At 60.3% G+C, this 21,106-nt stretch carries 18 protein-coding genes; 12 read left to right on the forward strand and 6 right to left on the reverse strand.

Annotated features, from left to right (window positions below):
• The first annotated feature begins 89 nt into the window (after positions 1 to 89).
• Positions 90 to 296, forward strand: coding sequence for a hypothetical protein (locus BTO02_RS35035; RefSeq protein ID WP_075156432.1), 207 nt, complete (start codon positions 90 to 92; stop codon positions 294 to 296).
• A 169-nt stretch (positions 297 to 465) separates the two neighbouring features.
• Here BTO02_RS35035 and BTO02_RS07025 read toward each other — a convergent pair whose 3' ends face one another.
• A complete protein-coding gene (locus BTO02_RS07025; RefSeq protein WP_075156433.1) occupies positions 466 to 1,530 on the reverse strand; it encodes an acyltransferase family protein in 1,065 nt (354 codons plus the stop codon).
• Positions 1,531 to 1,727: 197 nt separating this feature from the next.
• Between BTO02_RS07025 and BTO02_RS07030 the strand changes: the two genes are divergently transcribed.
• From BTO02_RS07030 to BTO02_RS07055, 6 genes are all read left to right on the forward strand, one after another.
• On the forward strand, positions 1,728 to 2,354 hold the full coding sequence (locus BTO02_RS07030; RefSeq protein WP_232243515.1) for a glycosyltransferase: 627 nt from the start codon (positions 1,728 to 1,730) through the stop codon (positions 2,352 to 2,354).
• A 96-nt stretch (positions 2,355 to 2,450) separates the two neighbouring features.
• Complete coding sequence (gmd, locus tag BTO02_RS07035; protein WP_075156434.1) at positions 2,451 to 3,485, forward strand: GDP-mannose 4,6-dehydratase; 1,035 nt, start codon at positions 2,451 to 2,453, stop codon at positions 3,483 to 3,485.
• A gap of 7 nt (positions 3,486 to 3,492) precedes the next feature.
• Positions 3,493 to 4,386, forward strand: coding sequence for a GDP-mannose 4,6-dehydratase (locus tag BTO02_RS07040; RefSeq protein WP_075156435.1), 894 nt, complete (start codon positions 3,493 to 3,495; stop codon positions 4,384 to 4,386).
• 483 nt (positions 4,387 to 4,869) lie between these two features.
• The gene (locus BTO02_RS07045; protein ID WP_075156436.1) at positions 4,870 to 6,756 is read left to right on the forward strand and encodes a polysaccharide biosynthesis protein; all 1,887 of its coding nucleotides are present in this window, start codon (positions 4,870 to 4,872) and stop codon (positions 6,754 to 6,756) included.
• A gap of 40 nt (positions 6,757 to 6,796) precedes the next feature.
• Positions 6,797 to 7,777 carry an NAD-dependent epimerase/dehydratase family protein gene (locus BTO02_RS07050; protein ID WP_075156437.1) on the forward strand — a complete coding sequence of 327 codons (981 nt, stop codon included), beginning with the start codon at positions 6,797 to 6,799 and terminating at the stop codon, positions 7,775 to 7,777.
• Positions 7,778 to 7,789: 12 nt separating this feature from the next.
• A complete protein-coding gene (locus BTO02_RS07055; protein WP_075156438.1) occupies positions 7,790 to 8,773 on the forward strand; it encodes an MraY family glycosyltransferase in 984 nt (327 codons plus the stop codon).
• 79 nt (positions 8,774 to 8,852) lie between these two features.
• Here the strand turns inward: BTO02_RS07055 and BTO02_RS07060 are convergent, their stop codons facing one another.
• Positions 8,853 to 9,956 (reverse strand): MraY family glycosyltransferase, encoded by a 1,104-nt coding sequence (locus tag BTO02_RS07060; RefSeq protein ID WP_075156439.1) that lies wholly within the window; start codon positions 9,954 to 9,956, stop codon positions 8,853 to 8,855.
• Between the two features lie 200 nt (positions 9,957 to 10,156).
• Here BTO02_RS07060 and BTO02_RS07065 point away from each other — a divergent pair, with 200 nt between their 5' ends.
• Positions 10,157 to 11,791: a methyl-accepting chemotaxis protein gene (locus BTO02_RS07065; RefSeq protein ID WP_075156440.1), complete on the forward strand. Its 1,635-nt coding sequence runs from the start codon at positions 10,157 to 10,159 to the stop codon at positions 11,789 to 11,791.
• Between the two features lie 18 nt (positions 11,792 to 11,809).
• On the opposite strand, the gene waaC is transcribed toward BTO02_RS07065, so the two are convergent.
• Positions 11,810 to 12,835: a lipopolysaccharide heptosyltransferase I gene (waaC, locus tag BTO02_RS07070; RefSeq protein WP_075156441.1), complete on the reverse strand. Its 1,026-nt coding sequence runs from the start codon at positions 12,833 to 12,835 to the stop codon at positions 11,810 to 11,812.
• Between the two features lie 195 nt (positions 12,836 to 13,030).
• Between waaC and BTO02_RS07075 the strand changes: the two genes are divergently transcribed.
• The 3 genes from BTO02_RS07075 (at position 13,031) to BTO02_RS07085 (ending at position 16,092) form a co-directional block, all read left to right on the forward strand.
• Positions 13,031 to 13,813 (forward strand): glycosyltransferase family 2 protein, encoded by a 783-nt coding sequence (locus tag BTO02_RS07075; protein ID WP_075156442.1) that lies wholly within the window; start codon positions 13,031 to 13,033, stop codon positions 13,811 to 13,813.
• Positions 13,814 to 13,874: 61 nt separating this feature from the next.
• Complete coding sequence (locus tag BTO02_RS07080; protein ID WP_083615024.1) at positions 13,875 to 14,771, forward strand: glycosyltransferase family 2 protein; 897 nt, start codon at positions 13,875 to 13,877, stop codon at positions 14,769 to 14,771.
• A gap of 13 nt (positions 14,772 to 14,784) precedes the next feature.
• Positions 14,785 to 16,092, forward strand: a complete 1,308-nt coding sequence (locus BTO02_RS07085) for an O-antigen ligase family protein (RefSeq protein ID WP_442953438.1) — start codon at positions 14,785 to 14,787, stop codon at positions 16,090 to 16,092.
• 2 nt (positions 16,093 to 16,094) lie between these two features.
• On the opposite strand, the gene BTO02_RS07090 is transcribed toward BTO02_RS07085, so the two are convergent.
• From BTO02_RS07090 to BTO02_RS07100, 3 genes are read right to left on the reverse strand one after another with little or no spacing between them, the layout of a single operon-like run.
• Positions 16,095 to 17,978, reverse strand: coding sequence for a hypothetical protein (locus tag BTO02_RS07090; protein WP_075156444.1), 1,884 nt, complete (start codon positions 17,976 to 17,978; stop codon positions 16,095 to 16,097).
• Positions 17,979 to 17,981: 3 nt separating this feature from the next.
• Complete coding sequence (locus tag BTO02_RS07095) at positions 17,982 to 18,371, reverse strand: GtrA family protein (RefSeq protein WP_075156445.1); 390 nt, start codon at positions 18,369 to 18,371, stop codon at positions 17,982 to 17,984.
• Positions 18,364 to 19,332 (reverse strand): glycosyltransferase family 2 protein, encoded by a 969-nt coding sequence (locus BTO02_RS07100; RefSeq protein WP_075156446.1) that lies wholly within the window; start codon positions 19,330 to 19,332, stop codon positions 18,364 to 18,366. Before BTO02_RS07100 ends, BTO02_RS07095 begins: the two co-directional genes overlap by 8 nt.
• A 235-nt stretch (positions 19,333 to 19,567) precedes the next feature.
• On the opposite strand from BTO02_RS07100, the gene BTO02_RS07105 reads away from it, so the two are divergent.
• The gene (locus tag BTO02_RS07105) at positions 19,568 to 21,001 is read left to right on the forward strand and encodes an O-antigen ligase family protein (RefSeq protein ID WP_156883771.1); all 1,434 of its coding nucleotides are present in this window, start codon (positions 19,568 to 19,570) and stop codon (positions 20,999 to 21,001) included.
• The last annotated feature ends 105 nt before the right edge of the window (positions 21,002 to 21,106 follow it).

A 21,106-nucleotide genomic window follows, 5' to 3' on the forward strand; every position in this document is an offset into this window, starting at 1 on the left:
GCGAGCACCGACTACGGCGGTATCGCACAGACGTGGTCCGCTGACCTGAACGCCGACAGCATCGTGCATCTGGCCGTGTCGTGCATGTGATGCACGACACGGCGTCCGATCCTGAGGCAGCATTCCGCGCGACCAACGTCGGCGGTATACTGCGGCTCGCGAAGGTGGCGCAGCAGCAAGGTGTGTCGAGATCTGCGCTGGTGGATCGTCGAACATCACCCAACACCGATTGTGCCGCCGCTGCGCAGCGTGCCGCCGCGCGTCGGCAGTCGCGCATCTTCGATGTAAAAAAGTAAAGAGCATTAAGCGCGCACACGTTGTGCACGAAGAGGGTGTCGTCGCGAGTCCAGCTTTGGGTAGTCCAGTATGAGGCTGTCAGACGCTCGTTGCGACGCCTGCTTCGGCTCCGCGCACTGACTTCCGGCACTTCGTCACGACATGCGCGCGAAATCCGGACGGCAATCCCTAACGCCCAGACGGTGAGTCAGCAGGCGGCACGTCCGGCAAGGTTTCATCATTGCGCGAGCCCTTTACTGTTGGACGACCCCGCGGTTTCAGTCGAAGGGCGGGGCGCTCGACGAAATGCCAGGACAGATAGGCGAATGCCAGCGTGATGATCAGTGAAAGGGCCAGGTACGCGTAGAACGAAAGGCTGTTACGCGTAATCCAGATGACCGTTTGCTGCACGCCGAATGCATATATATATGCGCCATACGAAAGATCGCCGTACCGGCCGAAGCGTCGAAGCACCGGCGTAGACGCCTCACCAATTGAAATGATTGCGAATGGCAGTAGCGCCCATTGAGCCAGGACATCTTTTTTGGCCGCAAGGCCTGCGAACATCACCAGTGCAATAACGACGTATGCTCTGCCGTCTTTGCGCCGCTCGCGAAACAAATGAGCGCATGCGCCTGCGCAGAAGTACGAACTAAACCGCATCATGTAGTCGTCTTCAGACGCCACACGCCCGTCAAGCACAATGAAATAATACACCGCGAGCGCGAGCGTGCAGGCGAGGATGATCCATCGCATGGTCAAGATCCGGAGAACGCCCAGCGCCAACAAGATGCAATAGCACTTAACTTCAAGCGGGATCGTCCACAGCGACCCATTGATTGCGCTCGGGTAGGGATTGGTTGGGAAAACGCCCGGCAACGAAAAAACGATCCGCATACGCAGCGTGTTGAAGAATCCGACCAATCCCGGCGATCTGAAATACTCCGACAACGGGATCTGAGTCACGCATGGACCCAGCACGAACGCGCAAAGGACAGTGAAAACGGTAAGCGCGGGCCAGATTCGCAGAATCCGCTTGGCGGAGAATCTCAGGATGTTCGGATCGGACAACCAGCTTTTTGTGATCAAATAGCCGCTGATTGTGAAAAAAATGATCACGCCCAAGCCACCCAAAGATTGACCCGGCAGCGGGACAGGCTCAGAAAGTCCGAGCAGCGCGTACTGATGGCTAGCCAGAACGCAGAGTGCTGCGAAGAGGCGAAGGAAGTCGAAGTTGTTGGTAAGGTGTTTCATTTACAACATTTTACATTAGCCGCCCGATCACAAATTGCAGCAAACGGGCGGTACACGTCGAATGCCGTCGTCGCTTGCGGACCATCAGCCGGCGACGCACTTTGATCGCACGATCCTCTGCTGGCGAGCGACACTACGATGACCGCAGAACAGCTGCAGCATGTGCCGCCAGAACGCCGTCGCAGGAACGACATGACCTGCCTGAGTTCTCCGGACACGGGAACGTCGGCTACGGCCGCGGCCACAATCTGGCGATAGTGCAAGCGCGCAGCGAATACCACCTTGTACTGAACCCCGACGTAGACCTCGACCGTGACGCGCTGATCGATGCGCTGGACTTCCTTGAAACTCACCCTGAAGTCGGCTTGCTGACGCCTCGTATCAGCGACGCTCAAGGGCGTATCCAGTACCTATGCAGACGCTATCCGACCTTGCTCGACCTGTTCGTGCGCGGATTTCTGCCCGGTAGCGCGCGGCGGTTCTTTACGCAACGCCTCGCACGGTACGAAATGCGCGACGTGATCAATGAGCGTGACATTGTCTGGGACCCCCCAATCGTCAGCGGTTGCTTCATGTTGTTTCGCACGCAGGTGCTCGCGAGACTTTCGGGTTTCGATCCGCGCTATTTTCTGTATTTCGAGGACTACGACCTGAGTTTGCGAGCCCATGATGTGGCTCGCGTTGCGTACGTTCCGCATGTGCGCGTCCTTCATCATGGCGGAGGTGCTGCGCGCAAAGGCCATCGTCACATCAAGCTGTTCCTCGCGTCCGCATTCAAGTTTTACCGCCGCTTCGGCTGGAAATTCATATCTCGCGAGCACTGATTGTGTGAATAACACTCGCATATAATCTCTTCGCCAGCCGTAATCTTTTGTCCTCTCACAGCTCCGTCGAGAAGCGAAATTCATGAGGAAATTGATATGAAGAGAGCGGTCGTAACCGGGGTGACCGGGCAGGACGGGACATATCTCGCTCAGCTATTACTCGAACAGGGCTATGAAGTTTACGGCACCTACCGCCGTACCAGTTCAGTCAATTTCTGGCGCATGCAGGAGGTTGGCATCCTGAATCACGTCAGGCTGCGTCTGGTCGAGCACGACCTTACTGATCTGAGCACTACCATCCGTCTGCTGAAAACGGCGCAGCCGGATGAGGTTTACAACCTCGCGGCACAAAGTTTTGTCGGCGTGTCGTTCGAGCAGCCCATTACCACGGCCGAGATGACTGGCATTGGCGCCCTGCACGTGCTGGAGGCGATCCGCATCGTCGATCGCGACATCCGCTTTTACCAAGCGTCGACGTCCGAAATGTTCGGCAAGGTCCGGGCGGTGCCCCAGAAAGAAGACACTCCCTTTTATCCGCGCAGCCCATACGGTGTCGCCAAACTGTACGCACACTGGATCACCGTCAACTATCGCGAGTCATACGGGATCTTTGCGTCCAGCGGTATTCTGTTCAATCATGAGTCGCCTTTGCGTGGGCGCGAGTTTGTCACACGCAAGATTACCGATTCGGCTGCGAAGATCGCGCTCGGTCAGTTGGATATGTTGGAACTCGGCAACCTTGATGCGAAGCGCGATTGGGGGTTTGCGAAGGAGTATGTGGAAGGGATGCATCGAATGCTGCAGGCCGCCGAGCCGGATACATTCGTGCTCGCAACTGGGCGGACGGAAACGGTGCGTGATTTCGTTGGTATTGCGTTCAAGGCGGCCGGCATCCACATCGCGTGGCAGGGCAGCGCGGAACACGAAGAGGGCGTCGATATGGCGAGTGGCAAGGTCGTGGTGCGAGTGAACCCGAAGTTCTATCGGCCGGCGGAAGTGGACTTGCTGATCGGCGACGCATCGAAGGCAAAGCAAAAGCTCGGGTGGCAGCCTCAAACCTCGCTCGAATTACTGTGCGAGATGATGGTCGAAGCCGATTTGCGGAGGAACAAAGTTGGCTTCTCATTCTGATCCAGCCATGCGTCGTGCGCTCGTCACGGGCTTGCAGGGCTTCACCGGCAAATACGTGCGCGACGCATTGGTCGACGCGGGATATGACGTGTGCAACGGTATCGGAAGCGGCCCCTCGACCGCCACTGACGTCGGAGATGCCGGCGCGCTGGATATCACGTCGCTCGAGCAATGCCGTCGGGCCATTGACCGCCTGCGGCCAACGCATATCGTCCATCTCGCGGCGATCAGCTTCGTTGCCCATGACGATGCGCTCGACATGTACCGTGTTAATGTCCTCGGCACGCTAAATCTGCTGCAGGCGTGTTCCGACGTGGGGCACCAGCCGGAAAGAGTTTTGATCGCCAGTAGCGCGAACGTCTATGGCAATGCCGCAGGTGTCGTCGATGAGTCAGCCGTGCCCGCTCCGGTCAATCACTACGCGGCAAGCAAGTTGGCCATGGAGCACATGGTTCGCACGTGGTTCGACCAGATACCGATCGTCATCACCCGCCCCTTCAATTACACGGGCCGTGGCCAGTCCGAGCACTTTCTAGTGTCGAAGATCGTTTCGCATTTCGCGCGCAAGGAAGCGCGCTTGGAACTCGGCAATCTGGATGTCGCACGCGACTTTTCGGATGTGCGCACGATCGCACAAATCTATCGGGCGCTCCTCGAGTCGGACGCGGCGCCGGGCGAAACAGTCAACGTATGCAGTGAGCGTCCGTTCACGCTTCGACATGTCGTACAACTCGTACGCGAAGCGTCGCGACACGACCTGGAAATCAGCGTAAATCCCGAATTTGTACGCCAGAACGAGATCAAGGTACTGGTCGGCTCAGCGGAAAAACTTCGGCGTCTCGTGCCCGGTGTCGAGCCGATCGACTTCCGCGACACGATCCGCTGGATGTTGGAAGCCTGAGAAGCCGCTGCGCCGCGACTTCGCAATTTATCGATCGTGCACGAACTGTGAATGAATCGCCGTCGTCGTCGCGCGAGATCAATACATTTGGTTACGGATGTTTCACCCAGTCGTATCCCGCTAGCGCGAAGCATACGCGGCATTTGCGTTTCGCGGCTGGCGCCGGATTTCATTGCGGTAGCGCAGCCAAGCACGTCGGCTCAAGAGCGCTACACGATTTGGCAGTATTTGCCAAGCATCCTGCGCCGGCCAATCGAGCATGGTATTTGCATTCAACTGTCGGCATAATAATGCAGTCGTCCGGTAGTCAATGCTCGTCGGGCAGAGCGAGCATCGAGCATACGGCAAATATAACAATCGCCGACAGAACGGACTGCACGGTGTCCCCGCGTGGTTATTTTGCATTTGCTTTAACAAATAATAACGAGCATGCGCATTGCGCTGTCTCGAAGAGAGAAAGCAAGTTTTTCCGAGGTCATCAACATGTTTCGATTCAGGTCGTCATGGCTGTCGCTGAGCGCCTTCGCATTCGATCTGTGTGCAGTCGCCGCAGCATGGCTGGTCGCCTACGCAATTCGCTTTAACGGCATGGTGCCTTCCGAGTTTTGGGTCGGTGGCATGCACGCGCTCGTCTGGGTCGTCGTTATCTACGCGGCCGTATTTCGTATCTTCGGGTTGTATCGCGGCATGTGGGTGTTCGCAAGCTTGCCTGACCTTGTGCGCATTTCCAAAGCGGTTGGTTCGGGTGCATTGATCGCGATGATCTGCGCGGTAATGCTTCAACCCGCTCCGGTTATCCCGCGCTCGGTGCTGCTCGTATCGCCACTGCTGCTTTTTCTTGCGATGGGCGGCTCGCGCGCATTGTATCGGGCAAGCAAGGAATTCCGTCTTTACGGCGGGTTGATGGGGCAGGGTAAGCCGGTCCTCGTCCTCGGGGCGGGTACGGCTGGCGCGAGCGTCGCGCGTGAGCTGTCTCGCTCGGGCGAGTGGCGCCTCGTCGGTTTGCTGGATGACGATCCCGCCAAGCACGGCCGCGAGATATACGGCTATAAGGTGCTTGGCCCGATCAACGAACTCGTGCGTTTTGCCAATGAACTGAAGGCCGATTACGCGATTATCGCGATTCCGTCCGCGGCAGTGGACGCGCAGCGCCGTGTTGCCACGTTGTGCGTCAGAGCCGGCGTGCGGGCCATGGTTTTGCCGGCGCTAGCGGAACTGGCGGAAGGCGAAGCGTTCATGTCGCGTGTGCGCCGTATCGATCTCGAAGACCTTTTGGGCCGAGAACCCGTGAACATCGATACGCCGCACGTCGAGCGCCTGTTGCGAGCGCGCGTCGTTATGGTCACAGGCGCGGGCGGCTCGATCGGTTCCGAGTTGTGCCGCCAGATTATGCGTTTCGAGCCCGCGCAACTCATCGCATTCGATCAGTCCGAGTTCGCGATATATCGGCTTACCGAAGAGCTGCGAGAGCGTTATCCGAATCTGCTCGTCACACCCATCGTCGGCGACGCAAAAGATTCGCTGCTGCTGGATCAGATCATGGCGCGCTACGCGCCGCACATCGTCTTTCATGCTGCTGCCTACAAGCATGTCCCGTTAATGGAAGAACTGAATGCGTGGCAGGCAGTGCGCAACAACGTGCTCGGCACCTATCGGGTAGCACGCGCAGCGATGCGCCACGACGTGAGCCGCTTTGTTCTTATTTCCACGGACAAGGCAGTCAATCCCACCAACGTGATGGGCGCCAGCAAGAGGCTCGCCGAAATGACGTGTCAGGCGCTGCAGCAAACGAGCGCGCGTACCCAGTTCGAGACGGTGCGTTTTGGCAATGTCCTCGGCAGTGCAGGGAGTGTCATTCCGAAGTTTCAACAGCAAATCGCGAAGGGTGGCCCGGTCACGGTCACACACCCCGAGATGACGCGCTTCTTCATGACGATCCCTGAGGCATCGCAACTCGTTCTTCAGGCGTCTAGCATGGGCTTGGGCGGGGAAATATTCATTCTCGAAATGGGCGACCAGGTCAAAATCGTCGATCTTGCGCGGGACTTGATTCGCCTCTACGGCTTCACCGAAGAGCAGATTCGTATCGATTTCACGGGTCTGCGACCAGGCGAGAAATTGTATGAAGAGCTTCTCGCCGATGACGAAACCACGACGCGTACCGCGCATCCGAAGCTGCGCATCGCTCAGGCGCGCGAGGTGCCCGACAGCCTGCTCGACGATCTCCTGCCTTGGTTGATGCAGCGTCGCGTGCTCACTGACGATGAAGTACGTCGCGACCTGCGCCGCTGGCTCCCCGAATACCAACCCGCGATCGCGCCGACGTTGCAAAGCGTCGCGCCTGGCAAAAAGGTGCACGTTTCCGGTTGATGCGGATGCATGTCCAGATCACGGTGCAAGGAACGATTGCATGCAGATAGTCGTAACCGGAGCGAACGGCTTTGTCGGGGCAGCGTTGATCGCGTTACTATGCGACGCCGGGCATGACGTCGTCGCCCTTGTACGCCGCCGAGGCGCCGCCATTGCGTGTGCACGCGAATTGCTCATTGCCGACGACAATTTCGCAAGCGTCGCCGTGGGTGAACCCTCATTGGGCCACTGCGATGTGCTCGTGCACCTTGCGGCGCGTGTTCATGTCACGCGAGAGAGCATCGCCGATCCACTTGAAGCTTACCGTGCGACCAATGTGGGCGGCGCACTTAACGCGGTGCAAGCGGCGCATGCAGCGGGAGCCCGGCGGGTCGTATTTGTCAGCAGCGTAAAAGCGCTCGGCGAACGCGAACCGGGTCGTCCGTGGCGTGAAGACGATCATGGGGTGCCGCTGGACCCGTACGGCGTCTCGAAGTATGAGGCTGAGCAGGCGATCCTTGCCTTCGGCCGGGAGCACAGTATCGAAGTGGCCGTCGTTCGGCCGCCGCTCGTTTATGGTCCCGGTGTACGCGCGAATTTCCATACGCTTATGCGAGCGGTGGATCTTGGGATTCCCTTGCCGCTCGGCTCGGTCGATGCGCGCCGCAGCATGGTGTACGTCGGTAATCTTGCCGATGCGCTTCGCGTCCTCGCAACGTGTGAAGGGCCTGTCGGAGGCGTCTACCACGTGACCGACGGAAACGACCTGACCGTAGCCGGAATGATCCGGGCGATTGCCTTGGCGCTTGGCCGCCCTGCGCGGCTCGTGCCTGTACCTGTTAGCTGGCTGCGCGGTTTGGGCCGAATTTCCGGTAAGACGGCGCAAGTCGATCGGCTTGCGAGCCCGCTGCGATTGGATGGTGTGCGCTTGCGCGCAGAGCTTGACTGGGTGCCGCCGTGGTCTGTCGCGCAAGGACTTGCCGAAACTGCCCGTGCTTACAAGATCAACTGGACCAAACCGACCAAACGGACCCAACAATAGGCAGCGCAACGCATGCTCTCTTTTCCACTGTTTCTTGTGGCCATTATCGCGGCTGCGTTAGCCCTCGCCATTCTAGTCGTCCTGCTGCGCACGGGATGGGCATGGAACATTGCCGTCGATATTCCGAATGCTCGTTCCCTGCATGTACGGCCAGTGCCGCGGGTTGGAGGATGGGGTGTTTTGCCCGCGGTACTGTTGCTCACCGCCATCTTCGCGCCGCCGTTTCGCGGCATCGCGCTCGGTGCGTTTCTTCTCGGTATGGTGTCGCTCATCGACGATAGGCGTGGGCTTACTGCGCGTGTGCGGCTAGCCGCACACGCGGTCGTGGTGGCGGCCACCGTCATGATCAGCGCGACCCAATTGCCCTGGCCGTGGGCGGTGCTTGCCGGGATCGCCATGGTCTGGTTCGTCAATCTGTACAACTTTATGGACGGCTCGAACGGCCTCGCGGGCGGCATGGCCGTATTCGGATTCGGCACCTACGCGATTGCTGCTGCGTCCACCGAGCCGTCGCTGGCGCACGTGGCTGCCGTCGTCGCCGGGGCGGCGGCTGGATTTCTCGTGCTTAACTTTCCGCGCGCGAAGATCTTCCTTGGCGATGTGGGTTCGATTCCGCTGGGTTTCATGGCGGGCGCGCTCGGCTTCTGGGGCTGGCAGCACGGCTCATGGCCGATATGGTTTCCCGCTGTCGTCTTCGCGCCATTCATCGCCGATTCGACGGTGACACTGCTGCGCCGTTTAATGAGAGGTGAAAAGGTATGGGAAGCCCATCGCGAGCACTATTACCAGCGGCTGGTGCAGATGACCGGCAAGCACGAGCATGTCGCGCTGATCTACTATTGGCTGATGTTGGTCGGTAGTGCGATTGCCTTGCTGGCGCTGCATGGGCCCGAATGGATACAGTGGTGCTGTGTTGCCATCTGGTATGCGGCGCTCGCGATGGTCGGCGTACTTATCGATGGTCGCTGGCGCCGATTCAGACACGCCTGTCCATAATTGATTATAAACCTGGACCTCCTGCAAGGCGGAACACAATACGTTCTTTCTTAGCGTGCCGCGCTTCGCTTTTGTCTGCTCAATGTTGTCGCCCCCTACGCACCACCAACCACCGCGGCGACTTGAACCGCACGATACTCACATAAAGCCACACATAAGTCGCCGCAAACACCACAACAAAGCAGAACAGGTGCACCGTATGCCGCCAGAACAGCGTCGCCGGAATCACCGCGATCAGACACAGCAGCCATAAATACGGCGACGTCAGCGAATTGCGCTGCGTCAGCTCCCGTGCCGTCTTCACGCCCACCGCCCAGCGCATCAACCGCTTATAAACGAGCATATGCAGGTGCACGCCATCTGGAATGCCAGGCGACATCCCGCGAATAAACTTCTTCCGGTAGATCGAGAAGCATGTCTCGAAGATCGGGTACATGAACAGCAGCACCGGATACCACGCCGACACATCGCGATTACGCATCACGAGCATGATCGACAGCTCGCCAAGCATGAACCCGACGAAATAGGCGCCGCCGTCGCCGAGAAAAATCAGCCCCGCCGGGAAGTTCCAGATAAAGAAGCCCATCACCGCGCCCATCATGATCAGCGACGCCGAGAGCACGACCGGGTCATGCACCTGGAACGCGACATACCCGAGCGACGCGAACATCATGAACGCGACCATCGACGCAAGCCCGTTGAAGCCGTCGATGATGTTGATCGCGTTCGCGAGCGCCGCGACCGCCAGCACGGTGACGCCGCACGAAATAGCCGCGTAGGTCAGCAGAAAGTCGAGCGGCGGCACGCTGATGCGTGTAACCGCGATGTGCAGAAGAAAGTAGGCGAGCGCCGCGGCAGCCATCGTGCAGATAAGGCGCGCCAGCGGCGAAACGCGCTTGGTCAGGTCTTCGATCAGTCCGGCGCCGAACGCGGGCAATCCGCATGCAACGAGAAACAGAATGCCGTTCGACACGGCCGGATACGCATGCTGCAACTGCACGGCCGAGGCAACGAGGCCCAGCAGAATGCCGATCCCGCCGACACGCGGCACGGGGTGCGCATGGAATTTCTGGGCGCCCGACAGATCGTTGTCGAGCGAGAACCGTTCATGCAGATGCGCGTAGCGGACGATCAGCAGCGTAATCAGCAGGGAAACGATGAAACCGAGCGCGAAGCTAAGCATGAGAAGAGGCCGGGCAGTGGGCCGGCAGGGGCGGCCCGAACACAAAACGCACGATTATACAAATGATCCATGACCCATCCGGCATCGCGCTTGACCGGCGGCTTCTCATGGATTGTCCCTATCAGCCGGCACGGCCCCGCTGCCGATATGACGAGTGCGGAGATCTCAGCACGCATCCGCGATCATGTTCGGGAGATTACATGCTTAAACACATCACCATCCGCGGGGGACTGACTTTCATTATCGTCCTGTTCGTCGCGCTGCTGCTGACCGTGATCGGCGTCGGTTACGGTTCGCTGAAGGCGACCAACGACGGTCTGCGCGACGCGCAGCGCGGCTCGGCGTCGCTCGCGTCATTGAATGCGAGTTCGGAAAAGCTGCTCCAGGTTCGGCTTGCGCTTGGCAGCTATGAAACGCTGTTTAGCGTCGGCAAGGCCACCGAAGCGATGCTCAATGCCGCCCATAAGCTGCTTGCCGATTCGAACAACGACTTCCGTGCCTATGCCGATGGCGCGTTCGTCAGCGACGAGGAACGCGCGCTTGCGCAGACGGCCGCCAAGGCGCGCGCCGCGCTCGTTTCCGAGGCGCTCGAGCCCGAATACAAGGCGCTTGTCGATAACGACTTCAATACGTTCCGCACGATCCAGGGCGAAACCGCGGACCACTACTACGCGCCGTACGCCAAAGCGATCGACGCGTTACAGCGATACCAGGCCGACAACCAGCGCCGCGACGCGGAAGCGGCCGCGCGGCAGTTCCGCATCTCGGCGATCGCCTTCGGCGGTGTCGGGTTGGCGGCGATCGCGATAGGCGTGCTCGCGCGTATCGCAATGTCGATCGCGTTCGTGCGGCCCATCGAGCGAACGATCGCGCATTTCCGCAGCATCGCCGCCGGTGATCTGACGGTAGGCGTGCAAAGTCATTCGCGCAACGAAATGGGCCAGCTGCTCGCGGCACTTGCGCAGATGCGCGATGGCCTTGCGAGCACGGTCTCCGATGTGCGAGGCGGCAGCAACGCGATAGCGCATAGCGTCACGGAAATTGCGGCCGGCAATCTCGATCTGTCGAATCGCACGGGGCAGCAGGCCGCGGCGCTTGAGCGCACGGCGGCAAGCATCGAGCACATGTCCTCGACGGTCCGCCAGAACGCGGAAAACGCCAAGGAAGCAAACCGCCTCGCGCAGGGTGCGCTCCAGACAGTGAGTCGCGGTGCGGATGTCGTGAACCGCGTGATCGACACGATGAGCGGCATTACGAATTCGTCGCGCAAGGTCACGGAGATCACAGGCGTGATCGAAGGGATCGCATTCCAGACGAACATTCTCGCGCTGAACGCAGCGGTTGAAGCGGCGCGCGCAGGTGAAGACGGCCGCGGTTTTTCCGTCGTGGCGGCCGAGGTTCGCAGTCTCGCGCAGCGCTCGGCGACTGCAGCGAAGGAGATCAAGGATCTGCTCGGCAAGTCGGCGACGCAGGTCGAGCTCGGTGCGTCTCTGGTCGGCGAAGCGGGCGGCACGATGGCCGATGCGCGTCTGGCCGTCGAACGCATGACCGGCATCATGGGCGAAATTGAAGACGCTGCCGATGCACAGCGTGCGCGCATCGAACAGGTCAATCAGGAGATCGCGCAGATCGATCAGGTCACGCAGAACAATGCAGCGCTAGTCGAACAGGCTGCCGCAGCGGCGAAATCGCTGGAGGAACAGACCGATGCCTTGAGGCAGGCGGTCGCGGTGTTCAGGCTAGGTAGTGGCGCCGGCGAGTTTGCTCATCACGACGCGCCTGTCCGCGACGTAGCCGCGCACTCGCCGATGCCCGCCGCCGCCATGGCCGTATAAGCGGATGTGCGCGCCGCTTCAGTTGCGAACCACGGACTCCATGCGTATTTCGCTGCTGACCTCGCCACTCTGAGCCGGGGCGCTACTGTGCACATAGTCGATCGCCTCGACGACCTCTGCGACGGTCGGCACGACGCCATCGCCGCCGATCGACGTCGAGCGGTAGGGCGCCTGGTTGCCTGAGTGGACGGACGACGTTACGGTGAAGATCATGACCGTGCGCTTGCCGAGCGCATGTGCAAGATGCGCGAAACCGGTATCGACGCCTACGACGAGCGCCGACGCGTCGATCATCTGTGCAATGGCGGTCACGCTCAACTGCGGCAGCAGGTGGGCTTGCGGCGCCTGCCCGATGATCTTCTGCGCTTCTTCGCGCTCGGCTGTCGAACCCCAAGGCAAAACCACATGGAAACCGCGTTGGACGAGTTCCTTTGCCACCGCGACCCAATGTTCAGTGGGCCACTTCTTGTCGTCCTTGGACGTCGCATGAAACAGCACGGCAAGCGGAGCTCCGCCCGTGTCGACGATCGGCTGGGTCGGGCGCGGAATCCGCAGGTTGTAGACGGCAGGATTGTCGGCGCGATAGCCGAGCGCATCGGCTACCGTGTCGCGCATGCCTTGCCATGCATTGACGTCCTGTCGCGGCACGAAGCGGTGCGTATAGGCAAAAGCGGCGCCCTGTTCCCCGAGATTTTTCGAGTGATAACCATAGCGCCGCGCCGAACGCGTGAGAAACGCGATGATTGCGCTTTTATACACCCCGTGAATATCCATCACCGCGTCATAGCGGTGCGCGCGCAATTCCGATATCGACGCGAAAATCGCCTTGAAATCCGACCAGCGTCGCGCCTTTTTAAAACGACGCAGCGGCGCGCATAGCACACGGTCAATGCCTTCATTCCAGTGCGCGACATCGGCGAACACTTCATCGCATGCCCAGTCGACCACGACGCCGGGAAAGGCGCGCTTCAAGTCCGCGACGACGGGCTGCGCCTGAATGACGTCGCCCAGTGACGTGACTTTGATGACGAGGATTCGCTTCATGGATAGCCCACAGATAATGTTTCGATGCCCGGAATCAAACCCGCGATCAAAAGCGTCGAGATGGGCATGGAATGGGATCGGCAAGTGCGGCATTCTAGCAGCGGCGGAACCCGATAGGAATGCGGGCTTGGCGTCGAGCCAACTTGCAGTAAGGGAACGGTATACTCCTTTTCCTTTTGCATCGAGACCCGTGCAATGCCAGAACAGTTGCGTGCTTCGTCCCGGCCGACCTTGGGCGTTGCGATCATCGCGCTCAATAGCGCAACGCGCCTTGCGCAATGCCTTGAGGCCGCCGCATTTGCCGACGAGATCGTGGTGATCGACGGCGGCAGCACCGACGGCACGGCGGCCATTGCCGAAGCGCATGGTGCACGCGTGCTTGCCGAGCGCGAGTGGCCGGGCTTCGGTCCGCAAAAGAACCGGGCCTTAGCCGCGCTATCCACCGACTGGATCCTTTCCATCGATACGGACGAAGTCGTGACGCCTGAACTTGCGGCCTCGATTCGCGCCGCGATTGAGGCGCCGCGCGCCGAAGTTTATGCAGTCGACCGCTTATCGAATTTTTGCGGCCATTGGGTGCGCCATAGCGGCTGGTATCCGGATTGGATACCGAGACTTTTCAAACGCGGTGCGGCGCGCTTTTCAGACGATCTCGTGCACGAGCGGCTCGTATTCGAATCGCCTGCGGCAAATCTCACTGGCAAGTTGTTGCATTACTCCTACGATGACTTCGACACCGTGTTGCATAAACTCAACGCATATTCGAGCGCTGGCGCACGTCAACGGCTTGAACGGGGCGCGCACGGCGGGCTCGCGCGCGCTTTGGGGCATGGATTTTGGACCTTCGTGCGCAGTTACGTGCTTAAACGAGGGTTTCTCGACGGACGGGCCGGCCTTATAATCGCGATATCGAGCGCGGAGGGCAGCTATTATCGCTATCTGAAGCTAATGCTCGCGGGGGCCATTAAAAAGAAGTAGAAGCTAGCGGGGCTAATGGCAAAGGTTGAAAATAACCAACCAGCATAAAAAGAAGTGAAAAATGGCAGACATAAAAAAGACCAACGAGCTTATTTCGGTCATCGTCACGACCTACAACCGTCCTGATGCTTTGCAACTGGTGCTCGACGCATGCTTCGCGCAGACGGACCGCAACTTCGAGATCGTGATAGCCGATGACGGCTCCGGCATGTCGACGCGCGAAATGATCGAGCGAATAGCACAACGGGCGGCGGTGCCCGTTACTCACGTCTGGCAACCGGACAGAGGTTTCCGTGCAGCAGCGAGCCGCAACAAGGGCATTGCGCGCGCGCGTGGCGAGTACCTGATTTTCCTCGACGGCGATTGTGTGCCTCAACGCGATTTCATCGCGCGGCACCGGGCGCTTGCGGCGCCGCGTACGGTTGTCACCGGCAGCCGCGTTTTGCTTGGCCAGAAGCTGACTAAAGCGGCGCTCGCCCGACGTCTGCCGATTTATCAACTGTCGACATGGTTCTGGCTGCGCCAGCGCGCGACGGGGCAGATCAACAAGTTGCTGCCGTTGCTGACTCGGTTGCCTGATATCTCCCGGCGCCGGGTGAATGGTTTCGTCTGGCGCGGCATCAAGACGTGCAATCTGGCCGCGTGGCGTTCGGACATCGAAGCGATAAACGGCTTCGACGAAACCTTCACGGGCTGGGGACACGAAGACGCCGATCTCGTGGCTCGCCTGCACAATGCGGGCGTCGCGAGAAAGAACGGATTCTGTGCGACGGAGGTGCTGCATCTGTGGCATGCACACGAAGCGCGAGACAGAGAAAAGCAAAACCAGGAACGTGTGATTGCCCGGCTTGCTGAGGGCACCACGCGCGCCGAGCGCGGGCTCCACGAACCGGAGCGCGCCGTTGAAGAGAACCCGCACGCGGATGTGATCGACACACCGTCTTTATTGGAGCAGTGAATTGCAAGTATCGATGCAGGACATCCGAAAAACTCCCTCGTACCGCATCACGGCTGCGCGTGGCTGCGCGGTTCTCGCGCTTTGCATGGTGCCGATATCGACAGCGGTGACTAACATCGCGTGTGCGCTCTTTGTGCTTGTGTTGCTTAGCGCTCCGGAGTTCTGGCGCAATCTGCCGTCGGTGCTTCGTCACCGCTCGGCGCTGTCGGCGCTGCTATTGTTCGGCGCTCTGCTGGTCGGTGTGGGTTATACCGTGGCGCCGCATTCGGAAGCGTGGTCCTGGCTTGGCAAGTATGTGAAGCTGCTGATCCTGCCGTTTGCCGTCGTCGCTTTCGAAGACGCCGACGCGAACTGGCAGGCTATCGTGCGCCGCAGTCTGTTCGTGACGCTCGCTGTCGTGGCCGTGCTGTCGACGACGAACTACATCGGCCTGACCGCGCTTGGCCCCGCGCATAATCCGCTGGAGCCTGATACACGCGCATGGGTGTTCAAGAATCGTATTTCAGGCGGCATGCTGAGCGCGCTTCTGTTCTACCAGGCTGCCGATCTGGCATTGGCGGCACGCAGCTCCCGTTGGCGCCTCGTTCTGGCGGCGGTTGCCGCGCTCGCATTCGTCAACGTGCTCGTGATGCTTCAGGGCCGAACGGCGCAGATCGTTGCACTGATCTTCTTGCTGGTTGTGGCGGCGCGGTTGTCGTTTATTAACCGCAGTCAGCTGCGCTTGCATCCGGTGCTTTGCGGCGCGGGTCTCATCGCGGTTGCCGGGTTGACGCTGGCGGTGGCGTGTTCGGTGCCAAGCGGGCGATTGCTGCAGGTGGCCTCGGAAGTGCGGGAGTATCGCCAGACAGATGCCGTGACCTCATCTGGTTTGCGCCTCGAGTGGTACCGCAAGAGCCTGGAACTGATCAAGCAAAGGCCGGTTTTCGGATACGGCACGGCTGGCCTCGGCACCGAGTTCAAAAAGCTGACTGCCGGCAAGACTGGCGCGGAAGGTCTGCCGACTCATAACCCCCATAACGAATATCTGCTGCTAGGCGTGCAGCTGGGCGGGCTCGGCATCGCGCTGTTTATCAATCTGCTCGTGCAAATCGCCCGTGATGCGATGGCGCTCGAGCGACGGTCCAGACATTTGCTCCTGGCTTGGCTCGCCGCATTTGCGCTCGGTTGTCTCGCTAACTCGATGCTGCTCGACTTCACTGAAGGGCACATGCTGGTGCTGCTTGCCGGCATTCTGCTCGGCTGCGGCTATCGCCGCAGCGCTGCGACAAGCGGTGAACACTTGAACAGTCAGGCCGGTATCGCCGCGCCGCGAATCGCGTGAAATCAATGGCCGTTGCGTAACGACACACGGCACCATTGATAGAGAAGTGTGCCTTTACCAATGCCTGCCCGGTATGGCACGCATGTCGATGGATCAAGCGTAAAGCCGTGACGCTCGAACATCGGCAGCGCTGGTGCGAGGGCGGCTCGATTCTCCGCGGTCATGTCCCTAACGTCATCGGGCCGCAAGCCGAGTTTGCATTGTTTGTCTGCCTCCTTCGACGGCGCGATGGCTGCATGCAAATGCAGACGCGTCACCACCCAACGTAGCGCGTTGCATCCGCTTTCGCTGCGCGTAAATCCAATTTTGTCAATGATTGCGTTCGCACCTGCGACGTTATCAATTCGCCAGTTATATTCGCCGTCCACGATCGCGTAGATTGGTCCGCCCCGCTGCCTTGCTACTTCACGCATACGACTGTAAAACGCGGGGGCCGCCGGAAAGCTACTGTCGATTTGCGTGAACGCGACTTGATCCGGAAACAGCGTCGCGATCCAAGCCCACGCGCGCGCTCGCGTTGTCGCCAGAATAACTGTCGTTCGTTGCGGCTCCGCAATGGATGGCAATTCCGCATGCCAAAGCGGATCAGACCAGCCTTCATGCCCCCAGGTGCGCGCGCCGCCCGTAACAACCACGGCGCTTGCAATCACCAGAAGCCAACCGGCAAGTCTCTGTGCCGGTCGATACGGTAGCAGCCTCTGCGCAAGCACCCACACAACAAGCGGCACCAGCACCTCGACCACAACGATATAGCGATAAATGCTGAAGCCTTCCATCCAGAGGAAGTAACCCAGCGCCACGAACACGACGACAAAGCGCGCACGCGGCTCGATGGTGGCTGCAGTCGCGCGGCGGCGCGTAATCCACCGCATACTGGCCACGCCCAACCACACCCAGAACAGCACATAAACGATGGGCCAGATAATCTGCCGGATCGGCGTTTCCCCGACGCGGTGCGAATTCAGCGTGAAGAGGAATGGCCACAACACCGTCTCGAACCATCCGTGTGGCCGCCAGCGCGGGTCGCCCATCACATCAGGCTGCGCGAGCGGAGTAGGAAAGTACGCGCCGAATTGCGGATACAGCGGATTGCCGAACGTCTTCCACATGTGGACTAGCCAGTAGCTGCCCGTTGCGGCGAAGCCCACCAGTACGCCCACGCCGAACACGAAGGCAATGCGAAGCCTGACGACGCCTCGAGCGGGATAGAACAACAGCGCCGCGCACATTGCGACGGCATAGACTGCATTGGTCAGCTTCAGCCCTACGCCCAGCCCGGCAAGCACGCCGGCAGCAACGCAGATCGCCGTCGCACGCCCGGCCCAGGCGCCCAGCCGTTCCCAGTTCGACAGCAACACTGCCAACGCCGCAAGGCTGAAAAGCGCCGTCGTGTCGTCGCCCATCGAGTTGCCGAGCCCGGACAGGAAATTGGCCGTGAGACAGCCGGCCAAGGCAAGCAACAGCGGGACGCGGTATCGGTCTTCGGCAGGTAGAGACGAAAGGGTGCTCTGCGCGATCGACAGGATGAAGACGAAGCTCAGCCCGTGCAGCGCCCCCATGAAAAATCCGACCATGCGCGATGGCAGATGCGTATTCGCGAGATAGAACAGCGTGTCGAGTAGCGGATTGAAGTAGGACTGCACGCCCGCAGGCGCCATATCCGTCAGCAGCTTGCCGTGCAGCCATGCGAACGGGTTGTACATGTGATAGTTGTACAGATCCCAATTTGCGTCGGCGCCGAGCCACAACGAATACAACCCGAACAGCAATGGCACGACGATACGCGCGCGCTGCAACGCACTCGCGTTGTTCAGATCGATTGCGCAGAGACGCGCAAACCATCCGGATGCGTGACGTGAAGAACGAGGCCTCGAAGCAGTTTGCATCTTTTAATGCCCCGGTTTATAGACCCAATGCCGGGCCACCAGAAAATTGAAAACAAGCCCCGCAAGCGACCCCGCTGCCACCGCGAACAACGGCAGCACCGCATTCTTCGGCAACACCGCGACCGCCGCGCAATACGCGCCGTAGTTGACGAGCCCTCCGCCGCACATCGCAAGCAGATAGCGCCCGCCTTCCCGCCAGATCGAACCGCCCCTGGCCGGCGCAAACGTAAACCGCCGGTTCAACTGCCACGTCGTATAGACCGCGGCAAGAAACGACACCGCGCGCCCGAGGTAATACCCCGCACCAAGATGCAGACACAGATAAAGCACCGAAGCATCGACGACGAACCCAACCGTGCCGACGATGACGAATCGCAAGAGCTGACTATTCATTCGGTAAAGACGCCGATTGCCGGAGCGCATTCGAAGGAGCGCCCACGCTCAGATATGCGAACCGCTTGGCTTCCGCGCGCCCACGCGTAACCGTATCGAGCACGAGCCCGCAAACGAGCAGCAATGTGCCGAATAGCATCAGCGCGGCGCACAGCAGGGCAGTGGGTAGCCGCGGCACGAGCCCCGTTTCGACGTAGGTCTCGAACACCGGCACCGCAAGCAGTATCGACGCAAGCGCGCACACGGCAAATCCGATCGAAAAGAACAGCAATGGTTTCTCGACCTTGAAGAGACGCAGGATCATCAACAGAATGCGAGCGCCATCGCGATACGTGTTGAGCTTGCTGGCCGAGCCCTCAGGCCGCGACCGGTAAGCGGTGCTGATCTCGGCCACCGGCATCCGCAATTCGAGCGCATGCACGGCGAGCTCGGTTTCGATCTCGAAGCCCGTCGAATGCGCGGGAAACGACTTCACGAAGCGGCGCGAGAAGATCCGGTATCCAGACAGCATGTCGGAAAACGAATTGCCGAAAATGCGCGCCGCGAAACGCGTGAGCATCACGTTGCCAAAGCGATGGCCGCGCCGGTACGCGAGTTCTTCATCGGAAACGCGCGCGCCGACCACCATATCGAGGTCTTCGTCGATCAACCGGTCGATAAACGCCGGAGCATCGGCCGCGTCATACGTATCGTCGCCGTCGACAAGCACATAGACGACCGCATCGACATCGGCGAACATGCGGCGCACGACATTGCCCTTTCCCTGATAGGCAACGCGCCGCACGATCGCGCCGGCCTTCGACGCGCGTTCGATGGTCCGGTCGGACGAATTATTGTCGAACACATAGACGCGCGCGCCGGGCAATTGCGCCGCAAAGTCCCGGACGACGGCCTCGATCGTCGCTTCTTCGTTGTAGCAAGGAATCAGAACGGCGACATGGGCCGCGGAAATATTTTTCATTGAGCAGTGGGTCGTCGGCGGCAAGCGCGGCACCCCGTGGACGGCCGCGGCGGATTCACGCTTCGCTATAAGGGCACGGCGTGTAAGCGGCCGTTATTTTCTCATGAGTCCGCGCGCACGCGAAATCCAGTCATTCTGACCGCACGTGTAAGCCAAATTAGGTATGCACGACACGTAACCGTCTTGCGTATCGCGTAAAATCGTCTTCAGCCCGAAATTCGAAGGAAAAATTACCGTGAACCTAAGGCTGAGATCCTGGGTCGGGGAAGTGCTGTCCGCCTTTTGCGCCGTGCTTCTGTTCGTCGTGATGTTCGATCATATGATGGCGATCAAATTCGCCGCCATCGGTGTCGTCGTCGCGATCACCGTATTCCTCGTCGTTCATTCGCTCGTGCACGCGCCGCGCGAGGTCCGCTTTCCGTTATCGCTACCGCTCGGCCTGTGGGCCGGATGGGCGCTGCTATCCACCATCTGGAGTGTCGACCCGCAAGCGACGCTGCATGCGTGGCTCGATGAAATCGCCTATCCGGGCGTGTGCTTTTTCGCGTTCTGGCTGCTCGGCCGCGAGGCGATGCATCAGCGGCGCATGCAGGCCGCGTCGTGGCTCGCGTGCGGCGCGCTCGCAGTCGCGAGCGTCGTCGGCTTCCATTTTCTCGATCCCGCTGCGCCGAAGCCGGGCCTGCTGCACTTTTACGCGCGCGTCGGCCATACGAGCACGGTCGCGCTGATGGCAATCTCCGTGTTCGCCGCGATGGCGGCAGTGCGCAACACGCGGCTGCCCGGCGTGGTCGGTGTGCTGTTTTGCGTCGTGATCGGCGCGGCGACGCTCAACCGGTTCTTCTGGATCGCGCTGGCAGTGGTCGGCGTCGTACTGCTGTGGCCGCGCGCGGGCTCGAAAGAAGCGCGGCGCCGCGCGTATCTGATGCTCGGCGCCATGCTCGTCGCCATTGCGTGCGCGACGCTGCTGAGCAACCAGATGCGCCTGATGGCGCTCGTGCCGGCAGCAATCGCGCAGGGCAGCGGCACGAGCGTGACGCAGCGCCCGGCCGACTCGCCGCATGCCGATTCGTATCGCGCCGCGAATGGTGCAGCGTCGCCGGATCTGCTCGAACGCCTCGACCATCTGGGCGGCATCGACGAGGCGACTTCGCGCGACACGCGCCCGAAAATCTGGGCTTTCTATGCGAGCCAGTTGCGTAAGCATCCGTGGCTAGGCGTCGGCTTCGGCAAGCCGCTGCCCGCGCTCGCCTATGGGCATCTGGTTCCTGCTGCGCTGTTCAAGCTCGACGAGAACGTAAAGACGCATGCGCATAATCTGTTTCTGAACACGCTTTTGCAAACCGGCGTAATCGGTCTCGCGCTGCAGCTCGTGCTGTTCGCGAGCATCGGCCGGCGCTTCTACGCAGTGCGCGTTACACGCCCGATGCTGTGCCGCGCAGGTCTTGCGCTTCTGCTCGGCATGCTCGCAAAGAATATGACAGACGACTTCATGTGGCAGTCCACTGCGCTCATGTTCTGGGCATGCTGCGGCTGGCTGCTTGGCCAGTGCGAAGCGGCCACCGTGCGGCGCGCCAGTCCGGGCCTGCGCGATGCCGGCCAGCGCTTTGCGCATGAACGGCCGGCCGCGCCGCTCGCGGCGCACTCGAAGCAAGGCGAACTGCAGGTCTGAGGTCCGTCGTACAACGTCTCACGCAACGCGTTCACCTCAAAACGACGCCCGCTTAAACCTTCGTATCACCCCGCTCAACTTTCGTGTAGCGCGATGTAACACGTT

It is taken from the genome of Paraburkholderia sp. SOS3 (genome assembly GCF_001922345.1).
Taxonomy (GTDB): Bacteria; Pseudomonadota; Gammaproteobacteria; order Burkholderiales; family Burkholderiaceae; genus Paraburkholderia.

What these genes read in the sequence shown, in the direction of transcription:
- BTO02_RS07065 (WP_075156440.1), top strand. Translation starts at nt 10,157, where the DNA reads ATGCTTAAACACATCACCATCCGCGGGGGACTGACTTTCATTATCGTC.
- BTO02_RS07080 (WP_083615024.1), top strand. Translation starts at nt 13,875, where the DNA reads ATGGCAGACATAAAAAAGACCAACGAGCTTATTTCGGTCATCGTCACG.
- BTO02_RS07045 (WP_075156436.1), top strand. Translation starts at nt 4,870, where the DNA reads ATGTTTCGATTCAGGTCGTCATGGCTGTCGCTGAGCGCCTTCGCATTC.
- BTO02_RS07040 (WP_075156435.1), top strand. Translation starts at nt 3,493, where the DNA reads ATGCGTCGTGCGCTCGTCACGGGCTTGCAGGGCTTCACCGGCAAATAC.
- BTO02_RS07060 (WP_075156439.1), bottom strand. Translation starts at nt 9,956, where the DNA reads ATGCTTAGCTTCGCGCTCGGTTTCATCGTTTCCCTGCTGATTACGCTG.
- gmd (WP_075156434.1), top strand. Translation starts at nt 2,451, where the DNA reads ATGAAGAGAGCGGTCGTAACCGGGGTGACCGGGCAGGACGGGACATAT.
- BTO02_RS07075 (WP_075156442.1), top strand. Translation starts at nt 13,031, where the DNA reads ATGCCAGAACAGTTGCGTGCTTCGTCCCGGCCGACCTTGGGCGTTGCG.
- BTO02_RS07095 (WP_075156445.1), bottom strand. Translation starts at nt 18,371, where the DNA reads ATGAATAGTCAGCTCTTGCGATTCGTCATCGTCGGCACGGTTGGGTTC.
- BTO02_RS07050 (WP_075156437.1), top strand. Translation starts at nt 6,797, where the DNA reads ATGCAGATAGTCGTAACCGGAGCGAACGGCTTTGTCGGGGCAGCGTTG.
- BTO02_RS07055 (WP_075156438.1), top strand. Translation starts at nt 7,790, where the DNA reads ATGCTCTCTTTTCCACTGTTTCTTGTGGCCATTATCGCGGCTGCGTTA.
- BTO02_RS07090 (WP_075156444.1), bottom strand. Translation starts at nt 17,978, where the DNA reads ATGCAAACTGCTTCGAGGCCTCGTTCTTCACGTCACGCATCCGGATGG.
- BTO02_RS07085 (WP_442953438.1), top strand. Translation starts at nt 14,785, where the DNA reads ATGCAGGACATCCGAAAAACTCCCTCGTACCGCATCACGGCTGCGCGT.
- BTO02_RS35035 (WP_075156432.1), top strand. Translation starts at nt 90, where the DNA reads ATGCACGACACGGCGTCCGATCCTGAGGCAGCATTCCGCGCGACCAAC.
- waaC (WP_075156441.1), bottom strand. Translation starts at nt 12,835, where the DNA reads ATGAAGCGAATCCTCGTCATCAAAGTCACGTCACTGGGCGACGTCATT.
- BTO02_RS07100 (WP_075156446.1), bottom strand. Translation starts at nt 19,332, where the DNA reads ATGAAAAATATTTCCGCGGCCCATGTCGCCGTTCTGATTCCTTGCTAC.
- BTO02_RS07025 (WP_075156433.1), bottom strand. Translation starts at nt 1,530, where the DNA reads ATGAAACACCTTACCAACAACTTCGACTTCCTTCGCCTCTTCGCAGCA.